Genomic DNA, 17,488 nt, shown 5'->3' on the forward strand with positions numbered 1-17,488 from the left:
GGCCCACCCTGCGGACAGGCCCTATCCCGGGGACCCTGAGGAAAAGCGCCGCAACAGCGGCGAGAGCACCAGCACGGACTTCGTCCGTTCCACGTACGGCTCCCCCGCGATCCGTTCGAGCACCTGCTCGAAATGCCGCATGTCCGCCGCGAAGACCTGCACCAGCGCGTCCGCGTCCCCGGTCACCGTGGACGCGGAGGCGACCTCGGGATAGCGGGCCAGGCCCTGCTTGATGGACTCGGGGGACGTGTTGCGGCTGCAGTAGATCTCGATGTACCCCTCGGTCTCCCAGCCGAGCGCCGCCGGGTCGACCCGCACGGTGAACCCGGTGATGGCCCCCTCGGCGCGCAGCCGGTCGACCCGGCGTTTCACGGCGGGTGCGGAGAGCCCGATGATCGAGCCGATGTCGGCGTAGGAACGGCGGGCGTCCTCGGCCAGGGCGTGGACGATGCGTTCGTCGAGGTCGTTCAGTCGCACGTCGTACGGGTCACTTCTCTGCGAGGCACGGACGGAGCCGGGCATGACTGTGCCGGGGAGCGGCAGATGCCACCCCCCGGCAGTAGACCACGGGTCAGCTCCAGCTGGCGTGCAGCGGCTTGCCCTCCGCGTAGCCGGCAGCGCTCTGCACCCCGACGACGGCCTTCTCGGCGAACTCGGCGAGGGAGGCCGCGCCCGCGTACGTGCAGGAGGAGCGGACGCCCGCGATGATCGAGTCGATCAGGTCCTCGACGCCGGGGCGCGCCGGGTCCAGGAACATCCGCGAGGTGGAGATGCCCTCCTCGAAGAGCGCCTTGCGGGCGCGGTCGTACGCGGATTCGTCGGAGGTCCGGTTCTTCACGGCGCGCGCGGACGCCATGCCGAAGGACTCCTTGTAGAAGCGGCCGTCGGCGCTCTGCTGGAGGTCGCCCGGGGACTCGTAGGTGCCGGCGAACCAGGAGCCGATCATGACGTTGGACGCCCCGGCCGCGAGCGCCATGGCGACGTCGCGCGGGTGGCGGACCCCGCCGTCGGCCCAGACGTGCTTGCCGTACTTCTTCGCCTCGGCGGCGCACTCCAGCACGGCCGAGAACTGGGGGCGGCCCACGCCGGTCATCATGCGGGTGGTGCACATGGCGCCGGGTCCGACGCCGACCTTGATGACGTCCGCGCCGGCCTCGATGAGGTCGCGCACGCCCTCGGCCGCGACGATGTTGCCCGCCACGATCGGCACCTGCGGGTCCAGCGCCCGGACCGCGCGCACCGCGCTGATCATGGACTCCTGGTGGCCGTGCGCGGTGTCCACGACGAGGGTGTCCACACCGGCGTCCAGCAGCTGCTTCGCCTTGCCGGCCACGTCGCCGTTGATGCCGACGGCGGCGGCGATCCGCAGCTTGCCGGCCGCGTCGGTGGCCGGGGTGTAGAGGGTGGCGCGCAGGGCGCCCTTGCGGGTGAGGATGCCGACGAGCCGGCCGTCCGCGTCGACGGCGGGGGCGAGCTTGCGATTGGCGCCGTCCAGCTTGTTGAAGGCGTCGCGCGGGTCGATGTCCGCGTCCAGAACGACCAGGTCCTTGGACATGACCTCGGAGAGCTGGGTGAAGCGGTCCACGCCGGACAGGTCGTGATCGGTGACCACACCGACGGGGCGGCGGTCCGCGTCCACGACGACCCCGGCGCCGTGCGCGCGCTTGTGCAGCAGCGACAGCGCGTCGGCGACGGTCTGGCCGGGCGACAGCTCGATGGGCGTGTCGAGCACCAGGTGGCGCGTCTTCACCCAGGAGATGACCTCGGTGACGACCTCGATCGGGATGTCCTGCGGGATGACGACGAGGCCGCCGCGGCGGGCGACGGTTTCGGCCATCCGGCGCCCGGCGATCGCGGTCATGTTCGCGACGACGAGGGGGATGGTGGTGCCGCTGCCGTCGGGCGAGGACAGGTCGACACCTTGACGCGATCCGACCGCCGACCGGCCCGGGACCATGAAGACGTCGTCGTACGTGAGGTCGTACGGGACGGAGGGGGACTCTGTGTAGCGACCGGTGCCGGGCTCAAGAAAACGCATAACACTCATTTTTTCATACGAAATGGCGCAGGTCGCTTCCACGAAGACACAGCAAATGACTCCTGCGCTCGTATGTTCCTACGAAGGAACCGCTGCGGGAGTCCCGGGCAAGTGCCACCTGCCTTACCCCCGGACCTTACCCGAACAGCTTTCAACCATTCCCGATCATCTGCCCTGGACCTGGTGACAGGGGGTCAGGTAGCTTCAAACCCGCAGGTCCCGTGGGTCACCACAACGCCCCGGAGGAACGGACGGATCGTGCTCAACTTCCGTCACCCGTACGACCGGAGAGGATCACGACCCGCCCGTGGAGAACGAACTGCCGGACATTTACTGCCCGTTCCCCCAGCGGACGAACCCGCACGTCGCCCACGTACGGGAGCACCTGGACAACTGGACCCGCAAGACCGGTCTGGTGCACCGGGATTCGGCCAGGGAGCGCTTCGAGCAGGCGGACTTCGGCGCGTTCGTCGGGATGGTCTATCCGACCGCCGACAGCGAGAATCTGGACCTGGTCGCCGACTGGTTCGTCTGGCTCTTCCTCGTCGACGACCAGCTGGACGACGGCCATCTCGGCCGGAGCCCGGAGCGGGTGCGGGACGTCGTCGCCCTGATGCTGGCCGTGGTCGAGGGCAGCCGCACCGGCGTGCTGGAGAACGAGGAGCTGCCCGCCGCCGTGGTGGCCCTCATCGACCTGTGGCAACGTACGACGCGGACGGCGGCGGTGCACTGGCGGCGCAGGTTCGCCTGGCACTTGCGGAAGTACCTCACCACCGCCACCACCTGGGAGGCGGGAAACAGGGCGGCGGGCGTGGTGCCGTCGGAGGAGCTGTACATAGAGAAGCGCCGCCACACGGGCGCGATCATCGTCTGCATGGACCTGATAGAGATCGTCGCGGGCATCGAGGCACCCTCCTCGATCCACAACGACCCCCGGTTCATCACCGCCCTGGAGGCGTCCTGCAACCACGTCTGCTGGGCCAATGACGTGTACTCGTACGAGAAGGAGCAGGTGCTCGGCGAGATCCACAACCTCGTGCACCTGGTGCGCCACCACCGCGGCTACGGCAAGCGGGAGGCGTTGGAGCACGTCTGCGCGGAGATCGCCGTGGAGACGGAGCGCTTCCTGAGGGCGGAGACCGAACTGCTGGAGGCGTATCCGCAGCTGACGCCGATGCTGGAGCCCTATCTCGACGGCATGCGCAGCTGGATGCGCGGCAACCTCGACTGGTCCCGGCAGACGCCCCGCTACAACCCGGCCGACGTCAGCCAGTACGAGCAGCCGGAGCAGTATCTGGAGTCCACGGTCCTGGGCGTCTCCCAGGACTGAGCACCGGGCATACGGGAGAGGGGCGAGGGGGCCCCGACCCCCCGCCCCACGCCCGGATGCCGGTGCGCCTCAGTCGGCGTCCGGGTGCGCCCGCCCCCCGCCCGCCGCCCCGGCCAACGGCGAGCGGGCCGCGCGCGCCCCCCCCCCCCGCCCCTCTCCCGTATGCCGGTACGCCTCAGTCGCCGTCCGGGTCCGCGCGCTCCAGGGCCGGCCGGCGCGGGGCGGCGGACTCGGTGAGGAGGTAGTCGGCAGCGGCCGTGTCCGTCACCAGGCTGGTCACCAGGCCGGACCGCAGCACCGCGCCGATCGCGGCGGCCTTGCGCTGCCCGCCCGCGATGGCCACCACCTCGGGAATCCGGCGCAGCCGGTCCGCCTCGACGGTGATGCACCGCTCGCCGAGGTCCCGGCCGACCCGGCGGCCCTCCGCGTCGAAGAGGTGGGCCGACATCTCGGCCGCGACACCGAGCGAGGCGTAGTGGCGCCGCTCCTCGTCGGAGAGCATGTCGTGCACGGTGGAGATGCCCGGCTCCCAGGAACCGATGGAGACGGCCGCGACCGTCACCTTGTCGAAGTACTCGAAGGCGCGGGCGATCCCCGTCTGGTGGCGGAGCGCGGCGGCCGTCGCCGGGTCCGGCAGCAGCATCGGCGCGTAGATCGGGTGGGCCTCGCCCCCGGAGACCTGGGCGGCACGCCGCACGGCCTCCACCGAACCGCGCTCGGCGGTGCCCGCGTCGTACACCCCGGTGAGCTGCACCACCGTGCACGGGGGCAGCCGGTCGAGGGCGGCGGCCATGTGGATGGTGGAACGGCCCCAGGCGAGCCCGAGCACATCGCCCTCGTTCACCAGTTCGCCGAGCAGGTCGGCGGCGACCTCGCCCAGGTTCTCCGGGTCCGCCGCGTCGTCCTGCTCCTCCGCCGGGGACTCCACGACGACCGCGTGGCGCAGCCCGTAGCGGGCCCGGAGCGCGTCGGAGCGCTCGGCGTCCAGCTCGGCGGGGACCCGGATCTCGATGCGTACGAGGTCACGCTCCAGGGCGGTCTCCAGGACCCGGGCGACCTTGAAGCGGCTGACGCCGAACTCCTCGGCGATCTGGATCTTGGACTTGCCCTCGAGGTAGAAGCGGCGGGCCATGGCCGCCGCCTGCACCAGCTCCGCGGGCCCCATCCGCAGGGCGGACCGGCCCGCCGACATTGCAGACACCGCGTTCTCCTCACTGCTGTTCACGCTCTTGATACGCCGTTCATCCTGTCAGAAACGGCGACCCCTGACCGGTCCCGTCGGACCCCGTTCATCTGCCCTTGGCCCGGCCGCCGCTCACCGGCCCCGGCCGCCCCGGGCTCAGTGCGCGCAGGCCCATCCGGCCGAGCCGATGGCCCCGTCGGCCTTGGCGCGCAGGGCCCGCACCGCGGCGGCCGGGTCGCCCGCCCCGTACACCGCCGATCCGGCGACGAAGACGTCGGCACCGGCCTCGGCACACCGCTCGATGGTGGACTCGGAGACCCCGCCGTCGACCTGGAGCCACAGATCGAGGCCGTGCTTGGAGATCAGCTCACGGGTGCGGCGGATCTTCGGCAGCATGATGTCCAGGAACGCCTGGCCGCCGAAGCCCGGCTCCACGGTCATGATCAGCAGCATGTCGAGCTCGGGGAGCAGGTCCTCGTACGGCTCGATCGGCGTCGCGGGCTTGAGCGCCATGGAGGCGCGGGCCCCCTTGGCGCGGATCTCCCGGGCCAGCCGCACGGGGGCGGCGGCCGCCTCGGCGTGGAAGGTGACCGACCCGGCCCCCGCCTCGACGTACTGCGGTGCCCAGCGGTCCGCGTCCTCGATCATCAGGTGGCAGTCCAGCGGCGTGTCCGTGGCCCTGCTCAGCGATTCCACGATCGGAACGCCGAGGGTCAGATTGGGCACGAAGTGGTTGTCCATGACATCGACATGGAGCCAGTCGGCACCTTCGACGGCCTTCGCCTCATCGGCGAGGCGTGCGAAATCGGCGGAGAGAATACTCGGGTTGATCTGGGCCATGGGCCAAGCCTGCCATGTTCTGCGTCACTTCCCGGCCTCGGTGCGCTCCAAAGGCTCACGGGATCATTACGGTTCGCGCATTCCCGGCGTTTCGCCCCGCCCGGGGGCGTGCGGTCAGGCGGTACGACGGAGCAGCGCCAGGTACATCGCGTCGGTGCCGTGCAGATGCGGCCAGAGCTGGACGTCGGGCCCGTCGCCCAGCGCGGGCACGCCCGGCAGCAGCGGACGGGCGTCGATCCACTCCGCCTCGACGGGCGCCCCGCCGCGCCCCTTGAGCACGTCCTCCACGACGACCCGGGTCTCCGCGAGGTGCGGCGAGCAGGTCGCGTAGCCGACGACACCGCCGACGCGCACGGCCTCGAGCGCCTCGCGCAGCAGGCCGCGCTGGAGCGGAGCGAAGCCTTCCAGGTCCTCCGGACGGCGGCGCCAGCGGGCCTCGGGGCGGCGGCGGAGCGCGCCGAGCCCGGAGCACGGCACGTCCATCAGGACCCGGTCGAAGCTGCCGGGGCGCCACGGCGGGCGGGTGCCGTCGGCGGTGATCACCTGGTACGGGCCGGGGTTGCCGGCCAGCGCGCGTTCCACGAGGCGGGCGCGGTGCGGCTGCTTCTCGGCGGCGAGCAGGGCGGCGCCCCGGTCCGCGGCGAGGGCGGCGAGCAGGGCGGCCTTGCCTCCGGGGCCCGCGCACCCGTCGAGCCAGCGGGCGTCGGGGCCGTCCAGCGGGGCGGCCGCCAGGGCGGCGGCGACGAGCTGGCTGCCCTCGTCCTGGACCCCGGCCCGGCCCTCGCGCACGGCGGTCAGGGCGCCGGGCTCGCCGCCCTCGGCCATCCGCACGGCATACGGCGACCAGCGGCCGGGCAGCGCGTTGTCCTCGCCCAGTTCCTCGGTGAGCTCGTCCGTGGTGGAGCGGCCGGGGCGGGCGACGAGGGTGACCTCGGGGCGCTCGTTGTCCGCTTCGAGCAGGTCCTCGATCCCGGCGCGGCCTCCGCCGAGCGCGTCCCAGAGCGCGGAGACGACCCAGCGCGGGTGGGAGTGGACGACCGCGAGGTGGTCCTCGGCGTCGTCCTCGTAGGGCGGGGCCACCTTCGCGACCCAGCCGTCGAGGTCGTCGGCGGACACCTTGCGCAGGACGGCGTTGACGAACTTGGCGCGCCCCTCCCCCAGCACCACCCGGGCCAGCTCCACGCTCGCGGAGACCGCCGCGTGGGTCGGGATGCGGGTGCCGAGGAGCTGGTGCACGCCCATGTTCAGCACGTCCAGCACCGGCGGGTCCACCTCGCGCAGCGGCCGGTCGATGCAGGCGGCGACGATCGCGTCGTACGTCCCCTGGCGGCGCAGCGTCCCGTAGACCAGCTCGGTCGCCAGGGCCGCGTCGCGGTGGTCGAAGTCGCCCTTGGCCCTGGCCTTCTTCAGCAGCGGGGGCAGGACGAGGTTCGCGTACGCGTCGCGCTCGTCCACCGCCCGCAGGACCTCGAAGGCGAGGAAGCGGACCGGGTCCTTCTTGGGACGGCGGTGCGGCTTGGCGGGACGGCGACGCGGCTGGTCGTTCACGTGAAAGGTGCTCCGCTGAAAATCGAGAGGACGAACCCTCCCAGCCTACGTCCCGCCCCGCGGGGCTCAGCTCCCGACCAGCTCGCCGGGGACGATGCGCACCCCGCGCGCCCAGTCCGCCGCGCGCATCGGCTTCTTGCCCTGCGGCTGCACCCACAGCAGTTCGACCGCGTGCGACCCGGTGCCGACGAACACGTTGTTCTTGCCCACCGACAGCTCACCGGGCGCCAGCTCGGACCGGTCGACGGCGGGGGTGGCCTGGACGAGCTTCAGGCGCTCGCCGCGGAACAGCGTCCAGGCGCCCGGGGCCGGGGTGCAGGCGCGGATGACGCGGTCGACGCGGAGGGCGGGCGCGGACCACTGGACCTGGGCGTCCTCGACGGTGATCTTCGGCGCGAGGGTGACCCCTTCGGCGGGCTGCGGCACGGCGTGCAGGGTGCCGTCCTCGATGCCGTCCATGGTGGCGGCCAGCAGCCCGGACCCGGCGAACGCCAGCCGGGTCAGCAGGTCGCCGCTGGTGTCGGTCGGGCGGACCTCCTCGGTCAGGACGCCGTAGACCGGCCCGGAATCCAGGCCCTCCTCGATCAGGAAGGTGGACGCCCCGGTCACCTCGTCGCCGGACATCACCGCGTGCTGCACCGGGGCCGCGCCGCGCCAGGCGGGCAGGAGCGAGAAGTGCAGGTTGACCCAGCCCTTCGGCGGAATGCCGAGCGCCGCCTTGGGCAGCAGCGCGCCGTACGCGACGACCGGGCAGCAGTCCGGCGCGATCTCCCGCAGCCGCGCGAGGAAGTCCTCGTCCCGGGGCCTGGCGGGCTTCAGCACCTCGATCCCGGCCTCCTCGGCGCGCTCGGCGACGGGGCTGGCCACCAGCCGCCGGCCACGCCCCGCGGGCGCGTCGGGCCGGGTCACGACGGCGGCCACCTCGTGCCGGCCGGAGGCGATCAGGGCGTCGAGTGCGGGAACGGCTACCTCGGGGGTGCCTGCGAAGACGAGCTTCATGGGTGGCTGACTGCCTCTCAGGCCGGACTCTCAGGCCGAAACGTTACGGTGACGAGCAACGCACAAGTCTATGGGGCGGCGGGCCGGGGGGCGTACGCACAGTCGCGCGCCCCTCGCGGGTGCGCATACGCCCCCCGAGCGTGACCAGATCCCCCGGTGCGGCGTTGGTCAAGAGAGATTGACCGAAGCGAGCCGCCCTGGTGCGGCCCGATCCCTTTCAACGCCGGTTCGAGAGGCTTCTTCATGGCCGACCACGCAACCCACGACGCCCAAGCGCGGGCCAGCCTGCATCTCCTGGTGCGGGACATCGAGCGGGTCCGGCGGCAGGTGGACGCACTGCGCACGCTCACCGCACAGCTGGGCAACGTCTACCGTCCGCGCCGCACCGGCCCGTCCGCGGGCTTCGTCGTCTACGGCAGGGCCCCGGCCCCCACCGTGAGACTGGCCCAGGAACTGCGGGACAGCGTCGAGACGCTGGTCACGGCGGCCGTGGACTTCGACCGCTCCCTGGGCTTCTCCTGGGACGCGGTGGGCTCCGCGCTCGGGGTCACCAAGCAGGCCGTCCACCGCCGTTACGGATCACGGCGCACGACCCCGCAGCCCGCGGCGCCCGAGTCCGCGGAGGTGGTCCTCCAACGCGGCCCCACGGTCCCCACCGCCCGAGCGCCCCAATCCCCCACGGACCGCCCGAACCCGTTCCCGGGCCCCCGCAACGGCTGACCGGCGGACGAGCGGGCCGCCCCGTCGCAGACGCGAAGGAGCGGCCCGCTCACGCCTCAACCACTCACGCACCAAACCACGCCCGCGCCCGCACCAAACGCGCCCGCGCCCAAGCGCACCCGCACCAAATCAAGCCCACCCGCAAAATCCAGCCCGTCCGGCGCTTGAGGACAAGGCCCCGGCCGAGACGCGCCCGCGCCCGAACACCCGCCGCACCAATCCCAGCCCGTCCGGCGCTCGAGGACAACACCTCAGCCGATGTCCACCGGATCCACCCGCACCCGCACCGCACCCCCACCGCGCGCCACGCGCGCGAGCCGCAACGCCGCGGCCAACGCCGCCCCGCTCCCGGGCGGCACCCGCACCAGCGCCCGTTCCCAGACCTCGCCCGGCGGCGCCTCGAACGCCCGCCGGGGCCGCCCCGGCTCCGCGGCCGGCACGGGCACGGGCCCCAGCACCTCCGCGTCCGGTGGCAGCTCCGCCCCCGCGAAGAACGCGGCCAGCGCCTCCGGCTCCCCCGTCACCGACGCCATCCGGGACACCGGCGGAAAGCCCAGCTCGGCCCGCTCCGCCAGCTCCCGCCGGGCGTGCCCGACCGGGTCCCAGCGGACCAGCGCCTGCACCGGCCGCAGCGTCGGCTCGGCGACGACCACCACCGTGCCGCCCTCCGGCCGCCCCCGGACCAGCGCGGCGGCGGCCGTCCACCGCCGCAGCGCCTCCTCCCCGGCGCGCAGGTCGGGCCGGCCGACCATGGCCCAGCCGTCGAGCAGGAGCGCCGCCGCGTACCCGCCCTCGGCGACCGGCTCGGCGCCCGGCGTGCTGACGACCAGCGCGGGCTGGTCCGGCACGGAGTCGAGGACATGGTCGCGCCCGGACGTCCGCACCGGCACCGCCGGGAACGCCCGGCCCAGCTCCTCCGCCGTGCGCCTGGCCCCCACGATCTGGGCGCGCAACCGCCGGCCGCCGCAGGCCACGCAGTGCCAGGACGTCTCGGCCCGCCCGCACCACGCGCAGTTGAGGTCCTGCTCGTCCGGCGCCTCCAGTGGCCCCGCGCACTGCCGGCACCGAGCGGGCTCCCGGCAGCGCTCGCAGGCCAGCCGGGGGGCGTAGCCCCGGCGCGGCACCTGGACCAGCACCGGACCGGTCCGCAGCCCGTCCCGGACGGTCTGCCAGGCGAGACTGGGCAGCCGGGCGGCCCGCGCGGCCCCGTCCCGCGCGAGTTCGCCGTCGCCCACGGTGCGGATGACGGGCGCCGCCACCCGCACCTGGTCCCGGTCGGCGCGCAACGGCAGCGCCCACCCGCTCTCCACCAGCTGCGCGGCCTCCACGGTGCAGCTGACGGAGCCGAGCAGAAAGGCGCACCGGCCGTGCGTGGCCCGCAGCTCCAGGACCTCGCGGACGTGCGGGAAGGGAGCGCGGTCGTCGCTGTGGCTGGAGTCCCCGTCGTCCCAGACCACGACGAGCCCGAGGTCGGCGACGGGAGCGAACATCGCCGCCCTGGTCCCGACCACCGCCCGGACGGACCCGCGCCGCACGGCGAGCCATTCCCGGTACCGCTTCCCGGGCCCGGAGCCGGCGGTGAGCAGCGCGTGCCGCCCCTCGCCGAGCCGGGCGGTGAGCGCGGCGTCGACCCGGGCGGCGGCCCGCCCGTCGGGGACGACGACGAGCGCCCCGCGCCCGGAGGACAGGGTCGCGGCGACGGCCGTGGCGATCTCGGCCGGCCAGTGCGGACCGGGCAGGGCGGTCCACACGGCCCGGGGCGCGCCCCCGTCGGCCAGCGCGGAGAGGAACGCGGGCCCCTGCGCGTACCGCTCCCAGCTCCCGGGGGCGGGGGGCTCGGGGGCGGGCAGGGGCGGGGGCGACGGCTTGGCCTCGGCCTGCGCGTTGCGCGGGGGAATGGCGAGCTGGAGGACGTCGGCGAGGCTGCCCGCGTAACGGTCGGCGACGGCGCGGGCGAGGGCGAGGAGGCCGGGGCCGAGGACCGGCTCGGGCGAGACGACGGAGGCGAGCGCGGCGAGCGCCCCGTTGTAGTCGGACTCGGCCAGCCGCTCGATGAGGAAGCCGTCCACGAGCCCGCCGCCCTCGCGCCGTCCGCCGCGCACATTGCGGCCCCCGGCGCCGAAGCGGACGCGGACGCGCACCCCGGGCCGGGCGTCGGCGTCCAGCTCCTCGGGGACGGCGTAGTCGAAGTACTGGTCGAGGTGGAGAGCGCCCTTGTTGACCAGGACGCGGGCGACGGGCAGCTCCTTGGCGAGGGCGGCCCCGCGCCAGGTGCGCGGTTTGGCGCGCGGCACGTCCGCCCGGCGGACGGCTTCCCGGATCAGCGCAAGCTGTTCCGGCGCCCCGGCCCCTGGCTCGTCGGACCGCTCGTTCTCGCTGCTCACAGCTCCATCCCTACCAGACGCCTCGGACAACGGCGCCGCCCGTCCCGTACCCTCCCGCCGTGAAACGCCGGAGCCCGGACACCGTGAGGGCGTCCGGGCTCCGGCGGAAGACCGCCTGGGTGCGGTGGTTACAGACCGGCGGCGGCGCGCAGCGCGTCCACCCGGTCCGTGCGCTCCCAGGTGAAGTCGGGCAGCTCGCGGCCGAAGTGGCCGTAAGCGGCGGTCTGGGCGTAGATCGGGCGCAGCAGGTCGAGGTCGCGGATGATCGCGGCCGGGCGGAGGTCGAAGACCTCGCCGATGGCGTGCTCGATCTTCTCGGTCTCGATCGCGGCGGTGCCGAAGGTCTCCACGAAGAGGCCGACCGGCTCGGCCTTGCCGATCGCGTACGCGACCTGGACCTCGCAGCGGGCGGCGAGGCCGGCGGCGACGACGTTCTTGGCGACCCAGCGCATGGCGTAGGCGGCCGAGCGGTCCACCTTCGACGGGTCCTTGCCGGAGAAGGCACCGCCGCCGTGGCGGGCCATGCCCCCGTAGGTGTCGATGATGATCTTGCGGCCGGTGAGGCCGGCGTCGCCCATCGGGCCGCCGATCTCGAAGCGGCCGGTCGGGTTGACCAGGAGCCGGTAACCCTCGGTGTCGAGCTTGATGCCGTCCTCGATGAGCTGGTTCAGCACGTGCTCGACCACGAACTCGCGGATGTCGGGCGCGAGCAGCGAGTCCAGGTCGATGTCGCTGGCGTGCTGCGAGGAGACGACGACGGTGTCGAGGCGGACGGCCTTGTCACCGTCGTACTCGATCGTGACCTGGGTCTTGCCGTCGGGGCGCAGGTACGGGATGGTCCCGTTCTTGCGGACCTCGGACAGCCGGCGGGAGAGCCGGTGCGCGAGGAAGATCGGCAGCGGCATGAGCTCGGGGGTCTCGTCGCAGGCGTAGCCGAACATCAGGCCCTGGTCGCCGGCGCCCTGCTTGTCGAGCTCGTCCTCGTCGCCCTCGACCCGCTTCTCGTACGCGGTGTCGACGCCCTGGGCGATGTCCGGGGACTGGGCCCCGATGGACACCGAGACGCCGCAGGAGGCGCCGTCGAAGCCCTTCTTCGAGGAGTCGTAGCCGATCTCCAGGACCTTGTTGCGGACCAGCGTCGGAATGTCGGCGTACGCCTTGGTCGTGACCTCACCCGCGACGTGCACGAGACCGGTGGTGATCAGGGTCTCGACGGCGACGCGGGAGGACGGGTCCTCGCGCAGGAGCGCGTCGAGAATGGTGTCGCTGATCTGGTCGGCGATCTTGTCGGGGTGGCCCTCGGTCACGGACTCCGAGGTGAAGAGACGGCGGGACACATCGCTCCCTGGGGTTGCAGCGGCTGCTGGCTGATCATTGGCCGGACGGTCCGGGAGCTGCGCCCGGCACGGTCCAGGGTGCAGTTTATCGGTCGGCTCCGGTCGCCGGACAACGTGTCTCGCCCTTTGGCCGTCCTGTGACGAGTTCCACCAGGGCCGGAAGGCCCGGGAAGCCTGCTGGCGCAAGGCCCCGGACCGTGTCGCGGGGGTGTCGCCGGCCCCGGCGTGTCACCTGGAATTCATCCGAGGCGCGCCGCGACCAGGTCCCACACCGTGTCGGCCAGGGCCTCCTTCGGCCCGTACGGGACGGGGGTCTCGGTGCCGTCGGCGGCGAGCACCACGGCCTCGTTCTCCTCGGAGCCGAAGGTCTTGCGCTCCCCGACCTCGTTGACCACCAGCAGGTCGCAGCCCTTGCGGCGCAGCTTCTGGCGGCCGTTGGCCAGGACGTCGTCGGTCTCGGCGGCGAACCCGACGACGATCTGCCCGGGCGTGGCGCGCTCGGCGGAGACCTCGGCGAGGATGTCCGGGTTGCGGACGAGCGCGATCGGGGCGGGCTCCTGGCCGTCCTTCTTCTTGATCTTGCCGGTGGCGTACTCGGCGGGCCGGAAGTCGGCGACGGCGGCCGCCATGACCACGACGTCGGCGTCCCGGGCCGCCTTCAGCACCGCCTCGCGCAGCTGCGTCGCGGTGCCGGCCCGGACGACGTCGGCGCCGGACGGGTCGGGCAGCCCGGTGTTGGCCTCGACCAGGGTGACCCGCGCGCCGCGCGCGACGGCGGTGCGGGCGAGCGCGTAGCCCTGCTTGCCGGAGGAGCGGTTGCCGAGGTAGCGGACCGGGTCGAGGGGTTCCCGCGTGCCGCCGGCGCTGATCACCACGTGGCGGCCGGCGAGGTCGGGGGCGGCCGTGCCCCGGGCGAGGACCCGGCGGCAGACCTCGTAGATCTCGCCCGGGTCGGGCAGCCGGCCCTTGCCGGTGTCGACGCCGGTGAGGCGGCCGACGGCGGGCTCGATGACGACGGCGCCCCGGCGGCGCAGCGTCGCGACGTTCTCCTGGGTGGCGGGGTGTTCCCACATCTCGGTGTGCATGGCCGGCGCGAAGACGACCGGACAGCGGGCGGTGAGCAGGGTGTTGGTGAGCAGGTCGTCGGCGAGGCCGTGGGCGGCCTTGGCCAGCATGTCGGCGGTGGCGGGGGCGACGACGACGAGGTCGGCGTGCTGCCCGATCCGGACGTGCGGCACCTCGTGGACGTCGTTCCAGACCTCGGTGGAGACGGGGTGGCCGGAGAGCGCCGACCAGGTCGCGGCGCCGACGAAGTGGAGGGCGGACGCGGTGGGGACGACCCGTACGTCGTGGCCGGACTCGGTCAGCCGGCGCAGCAGCTCGCACGCCTTGTACGCGGCGATGCCGCCGCTGACCCCCAGAACGACCTTCGGCTTGTCCACTGCGTCTCCCCGCACTCGGTTGCGTACGCCCCCATGCTGCCTCACCGGTCCCCGCACCGGACGGTCGGGCCGGAGACACACCCAGGGCCCGGCGGATGTCCGCCGGGCCCTGGGTGAAGGTGCGTCGTCGCTGCTTACTGCGCGGGGCCCTCGATGGCCTCGGACGTGAGCAGGCCCGCGTTGATCTCGCGGAGCGCGATCGAGAGCGGCTTCTCGTGCACGTGGGTGTCGACGAGCGGACCGACGTACTCGAGGAGGCCCTCACCGAGCTGCGAGTAGTACGCGTTGATCTGGCGCGCGCGCTTGGCGGCGTAGATCACGAGGCTGTACTTCGAGTCGGTTGCTTCGAGGAGCTCATCAATCGGCGGGTTGATGATGCCCTCGGGCGTGGTGATGGAAGAGGACACGCTCTGCCTTCCGAAGGGGATGAAGATCAAAGAATTCTTTGACAGTCAGGGGCCTTGGTGCCGGGCCCCCGCTGCCGGTGTTTCACTCGCCGGCGGCGCGGTGGCCGGAAGCCTCCAGCATCAAGGCTAGCAGCTCACGTGCCACGTCCTCGACGGAGGTGTTGACGAGGGTGGTGTCGAACTCCGCTTCGGCGGCCAGTTCCACCTTGGCGGCGCCGAGCCGGCGCTCGATCACCTCGGGCGCCTCGGTCCCCCGGCCGGTGAGCCGGCGGACCAGCTCCTCCCAGCTCGGCGGGGCGAGGAAGACCAGCTGGGCGTCGGCCATGGACTGGCGGACCAGCCGGGCGCCCTGGAGATCGATCTCCAGGAGCACCGGCTCCCCCGCCTCCAGCCGCTCCTGCACGGCGCGGCGCGGCGTGCCGTAGCGGTTGCCGGCGAACTCGGCCCACTCCAGCAGTTCACCGTTGGCGATCAGCTTGTCGAACTCCTCGTCGTCCACGAAGAAGTAGTGGACGCCGTTGCGTTCGCCGGGGCGGGGCTTGCGGGTCGTCGCCGACACCGAGAGCCACACCTCGGGGTGGACCTTGCGCATATGCGCGACGACCGTGCTCTTGCCGACCCCCGAGGGGCCGGAGAGCACGGTCAGCCGCGGACGTACGTCCGGGGGTACGGGGGACGTCCCCCGGGATGTTGCAGCCATGAAGCGATTATCCAGGTTCTCAGGGGTGCCCGAGAACGTCAGGCGGCGGTGCCGCCGAACTCACGCTCCAGGGATGCGATCTGGTTGGAGCCAAGACCCCGCACACGACGGCTCTCGGAGATGCCGAGCCGTTCCATGATCTGCTTGGCACGGACCTTGCCCACACCGGGCAGGGACTCCAGCAGGGCGGAGACTTTCATCTTGCCGATGACGTCGTTCTCCTGGCCCGACTTGATGACCTCGTGGAGGGAGGCGCCGGAGTGCTTGAGTCGATTCTTGACCTCGGCCCGCTCCCGGCGAGCCGCGGCGGCCTTTTCGAGCGCGGCTGCGCGCTGTTCAGGGGTAAGGGGCGGAAGAGCCACGCCTACGTCACCTCGGATGTCGATCTGTCGGATACGGACCGGTGAGGCGGCGGGATCGCCCCTCACCTGGTGAGCCGCGAACACCCCGTGCGCGTCGGCTCTCGACGGAGACTAGCGGCCAAGGCCGCCGGAGTCAGCGAGAACAGACGAAAAGTCCTGGTCAGCCTCTGCCGACCAGGACTTTTCAGGCATAACCACCGAGTTTTTTCGTCAGGATTCCGTCAACACACGGTTACGTGGCAGTGTCAGCGGTCCGAGACGGCCGCGCGGACCTCGTCCGCGAACCGTTCGGCGGCCCCGCGCAGCCCCGCCACGTCCGGCCCGTGGCGCAGCACGCCCCGGCTGACGCTGGGCACCACGTCGCGGACCGCGTCGCCGAAGACGCCCGGCAGATCGGCCGGGGTCGCCCCCTGCGCTCCGATGCCCGGGGCGAGCAGCGGGCCGTTGATCGCGAGGTCCACGCCCGCGTCGCCGAGCGTGGCGCCGACGACCGCGCCGACCGAGCCGAGCGGGGTGGCGCCCGCGTTCTCGGCGGCCATGTGGTCGAGCATCAGCTGCGCCAGCGGTCGGCCGTCGGCGGCCGTGGCGCGCTGCACCTCGGCGCCCTCCGGGTTGGAGGTCAGCGCGAGGACGAAGACACCGGCGCCGGAGACCGCCGCCGCGTCGAGCGCGGGCCGCAGCGAGCCGAAGCCGAGGTACGGCGAGACCGTGACCGCGTCCGAGAACAGCGGCGAGTCCTTGTCCAGGTAGGTCGCCGCGTAGGCGCCCATGGTCGAGCCGATGTCGCCGCGCTTGGCGTCCATCAGGACCAGGGCCCCGGCCGCGCGGGCCTCCTCGACGGCCTTCTCCAGGACCGCGATGCCGCGGGAGCCGAACCGCTCGAAGAACGCGGACTGCGGCTTGAGCACGGCGACCCGGTCGGCCAGCGCCTCGACGACCGTACGGGTGAAGCGCTCCAGGCCCGCGATGTCGTCGCTCAGCCCCCAGGCGGCGAGCAGCGAGGCGTGCGGGTCGATGCCGACGCAGAGCGGGCCTCGGGTGTCCATGGCGTGGCGCAGCCGGGCGCCGAAGGGTTCCAGGGTCATTTCGCTGCCTTCCGGGATTCCGCGCCGACGGCGTCGGCGAGCGTGGCGTACGGGGAGGCGGCCAGGCGCGCGGCCAGGCCCTTGTGGATCGCGCGGGCGTAGAACGGGCCCTCGTAGATGAAGGCGCTGTAGCCCTGGACGAGGGTGGCTCCGGCCAGGATGCGCTGCCAGGCGTCCTCGGCGTTCTCGACTCCCCCGACGCCCACCAGGGTGATCCGGTCCCCCACCCGCCGGTGGAGGCGGCTCAGGACCTCCAGGGAGCGTTCCTTGAGCGGGGCGCCGGACAGGCCGCCGGTCTCCTTCACCAGGGCCGCCGGGGACTTCAGGCCCAGCCCTTCGCGGGCGATGGTGGTGTTGGTGGCGATGATGCCGTCCAGGCCCAGCTCGACGGCCAGGTCGGCGACCGCGTCGACGTCCTCGTCCGCGAGGTCCGGGGCGATCTTGACGAGCAGCGGGACGCGGCGGTGGGTGACGGTGCGGTCGGCCGCCTCGCGCACGGCGGTGAGCAGCGGGCGCAGCGACTCGGTGGCCTGGAGGTTGCGCAGTCCGGGGGTGTTGGGCGAGGAGACGTTGACGACGAGGTAGTCGGCGTGGGCGGCCAGGCGCTCGGTGGACTTCACGTAGTCGGCGGCGGCGTCGGCCTCGGGGACGACCTTGGTCTTGCCGATGTTGACGCCGACGGTGGTGCGGAAGACCGGGTTGCGCGCGGCCAGGCGCGCGGCGACGGCGGCCGAGCCCTCGTTGTTGAAGCCCATGCGGTTGATCAGCGCGCGGTCCGCGACCAGGCGGAACAGCCGCTGCTTCGGGTTGCCGGGCTGCGGTTCGCCGGTGACGGTGCCGATCTCGACGTGGTCGAAGCCGAGCATCGCCATGCCGTCGATCGCGACCGCGTTCTTGTCGAAGCCGGCGGCGAGCCCGAAGGGGCCGTGCATCCGCAGGCCCAGCGCCTCGGTGCGCAGTTCCTTGTAGCGGGGGGCGAGGGCGGCGGCCAGGAAGGTGCGCAGTACGGGGACGCGGGCGGCGAGGCGGATCCAGCGGAAGGCCAGGTAGTGGGCCCGCTCGGGGTCCATCCGCTTGAAGACCAGCTGGAAGAAGAACTTGTACATCACGGTG

At 72.9% G+C, this 17,488-nt stretch carries 16 protein-coding genes; 2 read left to right on the forward strand and 14 right to left on the reverse strand.

Annotated features, from left to right (window positions below):
• Positions 1 to 21: 21 nt before the first annotated feature.
• Together AB0L33_RS22445 and AB0L33_RS22450 are read right to left on the reverse strand one after the other, a co-directional pair.
• Complete coding sequence (locus tag AB0L33_RS22445; protein ID WP_073967758.1) at positions 22 to 477, reverse strand: Lrp/AsnC family transcriptional regulator; 456 nt, start codon at positions 475 to 477, stop codon at positions 22 to 24.
• A gap of 94 nt (positions 478 to 571) precedes the next feature.
• Positions 572 to 2,038 (reverse strand): GuaB1 family IMP dehydrogenase-related protein, encoded by a 1,467-nt coding sequence (locus tag AB0L33_RS22450; RefSeq protein ID WP_365684078.1) that lies wholly within the window; start codon positions 2,036 to 2,038, stop codon positions 572 to 574.
• 307 nt (positions 2,039 to 2,345) lie between these two features.
• Between AB0L33_RS22450 and AB0L33_RS22455 the strand changes: the two genes are divergently transcribed.
• On the forward strand, positions 2,346 to 3,368 hold the full coding sequence (locus AB0L33_RS22455; protein ID WP_365684080.1) for a terpene cyclase: 1,023 nt from the start codon (positions 2,346 to 2,348) through the stop codon (positions 3,366 to 3,368).
• A gap of 175 nt (positions 3,369 to 3,543) precedes the next feature.
• Here the strand turns inward: AB0L33_RS22455 and AB0L33_RS22460 are convergent, their stop codons facing one another.
• The 4 genes from AB0L33_RS22460 to fmt form a co-directional block, all read right to left on the reverse strand.
• Entirely contained in the window at positions 3,544 to 4,560 is a 1,017-nt protein-coding gene (locus AB0L33_RS22460; protein WP_018103922.1) for a sugar-binding transcriptional regulator, read from the reverse strand.
• A gap of 147 nt (positions 4,561 to 4,707) precedes the next feature.
• Complete coding sequence (gene rpe / locus AB0L33_RS22465; RefSeq protein WP_365684082.1) at positions 4,708 to 5,391, reverse strand: ribulose-phosphate 3-epimerase; 684 nt, start codon at positions 5,389 to 5,391, stop codon at positions 4,708 to 4,710.
• 114 nt (positions 5,392 to 5,505) lie between these two features.
• Complete coding sequence (locus AB0L33_RS22470; RefSeq protein WP_365684084.1) at positions 5,506 to 6,939, reverse strand: transcription antitermination factor NusB; 1,434 nt, start codon at positions 6,937 to 6,939, stop codon at positions 5,506 to 5,508.
• A 66-nt stretch (positions 6,940 to 7,005) separates the two neighbouring features.
• Positions 7,006 to 7,938 (reverse strand): methionyl-tRNA formyltransferase, encoded by a 933-nt coding sequence (gene fmt, locus AB0L33_RS22475; RefSeq protein ID WP_365684086.1) that lies wholly within the window; start codon positions 7,936 to 7,938, stop codon positions 7,006 to 7,008.
• 243 nt (positions 7,939 to 8,181) lie between these two features.
• On the opposite strand from fmt, the gene AB0L33_RS22480 reads away from it, so the two are divergent.
• A complete protein-coding gene (locus AB0L33_RS22480) occupies positions 8,182 to 8,658 on the forward strand; it encodes a hypothetical protein (protein ID WP_365684088.1) in 477 nt (158 codons plus the stop codon).
• A gap of 251 nt (positions 8,659 to 8,909) precedes the next feature.
• On the opposite strand, the gene AB0L33_RS22485 is transcribed toward AB0L33_RS22480, so the two are convergent.
• The 8 genes from AB0L33_RS22485 to AB0L33_RS22520 all read right to left on the reverse strand — a co-directional run bounded on the left by AB0L33_RS22485 (position 8,910) and on the right by AB0L33_RS22520 (position 17,481).
• Positions 8,910 to 11,042 (reverse strand): primosomal protein N', encoded by a 2,133-nt coding sequence (locus AB0L33_RS22485; protein ID WP_365684090.1) that lies wholly within the window; start codon positions 11,040 to 11,042, stop codon positions 8,910 to 8,912.
• A gap of 128 nt (positions 11,043 to 11,170) precedes the next feature.
• Positions 11,171 to 12,379, reverse strand: a complete 1,209-nt coding sequence (gene metK, locus AB0L33_RS22490) for a methionine adenosyltransferase (protein ID WP_018103916.1) — start codon at positions 12,377 to 12,379, stop codon at positions 11,171 to 11,173.
• Positions 12,380 to 12,618: 239 nt separating this feature from the next.
• Positions 12,619 to 13,821: a bifunctional phosphopantothenoylcysteine decarboxylase/phosphopantothenate--cysteine ligase CoaBC gene (gene coaBC / locus AB0L33_RS22495; protein WP_018103915.1), complete on the reverse strand. Its 1,203-nt coding sequence runs from the start codon at positions 13,819 to 13,821 to the stop codon at positions 12,619 to 12,621.
• Between the two features lie 134 nt (positions 13,822 to 13,955).
• Positions 13,956 to 14,228: a DNA-directed RNA polymerase subunit omega gene (rpoZ, locus tag AB0L33_RS22500; protein ID WP_003970369.1), complete on the reverse strand. Its 273-nt coding sequence runs from the start codon at positions 14,226 to 14,228 to the stop codon at positions 13,956 to 13,958.
• Positions 14,229 to 14,310: 82 nt separating this feature from the next.
• On the reverse strand, positions 14,311 to 14,928 hold the full coding sequence (gene gmk / locus AB0L33_RS22505; protein WP_026171628.1) for a guanylate kinase: 618 nt from the start codon (positions 14,926 to 14,928) through the stop codon (positions 14,311 to 14,313).
• A 38-nt stretch (positions 14,929 to 14,966) separates the two neighbouring features.
• A complete protein-coding gene (locus AB0L33_RS22510) occupies positions 14,967 to 15,290 on the reverse strand; it encodes an integration host factor (protein ID WP_018103912.1) in 324 nt (107 codons plus the stop codon).
• Positions 15,291 to 15,535: 245 nt separating this feature from the next.
• The gene (gene pyrF, locus AB0L33_RS22515) at positions 15,536 to 16,375 is read right to left on the reverse strand and encodes an orotidine-5'-phosphate decarboxylase (protein ID WP_365684093.1); all 840 of its coding nucleotides are present in this window, start codon (positions 16,373 to 16,375) and stop codon (positions 15,536 to 15,538) included.
• The gene (locus tag AB0L33_RS22520; RefSeq protein ID WP_365684095.1) at positions 16,372 to 17,481 is read right to left on the reverse strand and encodes a quinone-dependent dihydroorotate dehydrogenase; all 1,110 of its coding nucleotides are present in this window, start codon (positions 17,479 to 17,481) and stop codon (positions 16,372 to 16,374) included. Before AB0L33_RS22520 ends, pyrF begins: the two co-directional genes overlap by 4 nt.
• Positions 17,482 to 17,488 lie beyond the last annotated feature (7 nt).

Source organism: Streptomyces sp. NPDC052299 (assembly GCF_040679335.1).
In the GTDB taxonomy this organism is placed as follows: Bacteria; Actinomycetota; Actinomycetes; order Streptomycetales; family Streptomycetaceae; genus Streptomyces.

Coding starts and splice junctions, on each gene's coding strand:
- AB0L33_RS22450 (WP_365684078.1), bottom strand. CDS start 2,038: ATGCGTTTTCTTGAGCCCGGCACCGGTCGCTACACAGAGTCCCCCTCC.
- AB0L33_RS22460 (WP_018103922.1), bottom strand. CDS start 4,560: ATGTCGGCGGGCCGGTCCGCCCTGCGGATGGGGCCCGCGGAGCTGGTG.
- rpe (WP_365684082.1), bottom strand. CDS start 5,391: ATGGCCCAGATCAACCCGAGTATTCTCTCCGCCGATTTCGCACGCCTC.
- fmt (WP_365684086.1), bottom strand. CDS start 7,938: ATGAAGCTCGTCTTCGCAGGCACCCCCGAGGTAGCCGTTCCCGCACTC.
- AB0L33_RS22480 (WP_365684088.1), top strand. CDS start 8,182: ATGGCCGACCACGCAACCCACGACGCCCAAGCGCGGGCCAGCCTGCAT.
- gmk (WP_026171628.1), bottom strand. CDS start 14,928: ATGGCTGCAACATCCCGGGGGACGTCCCCCGTACCCCCGGACGTACGT.
- pyrF (WP_365684093.1), bottom strand. CDS start 16,375: ATGACCCTGGAACCCTTCGGCGCCCGGCTGCGCCACGCCATGGACACC.
- AB0L33_RS22520 (WP_365684095.1), bottom strand. CDS start 17,481: ATGTACAAGTTCTTCTTCCAGCTGGTCTTCAAGCGGATGGACCCCGAG.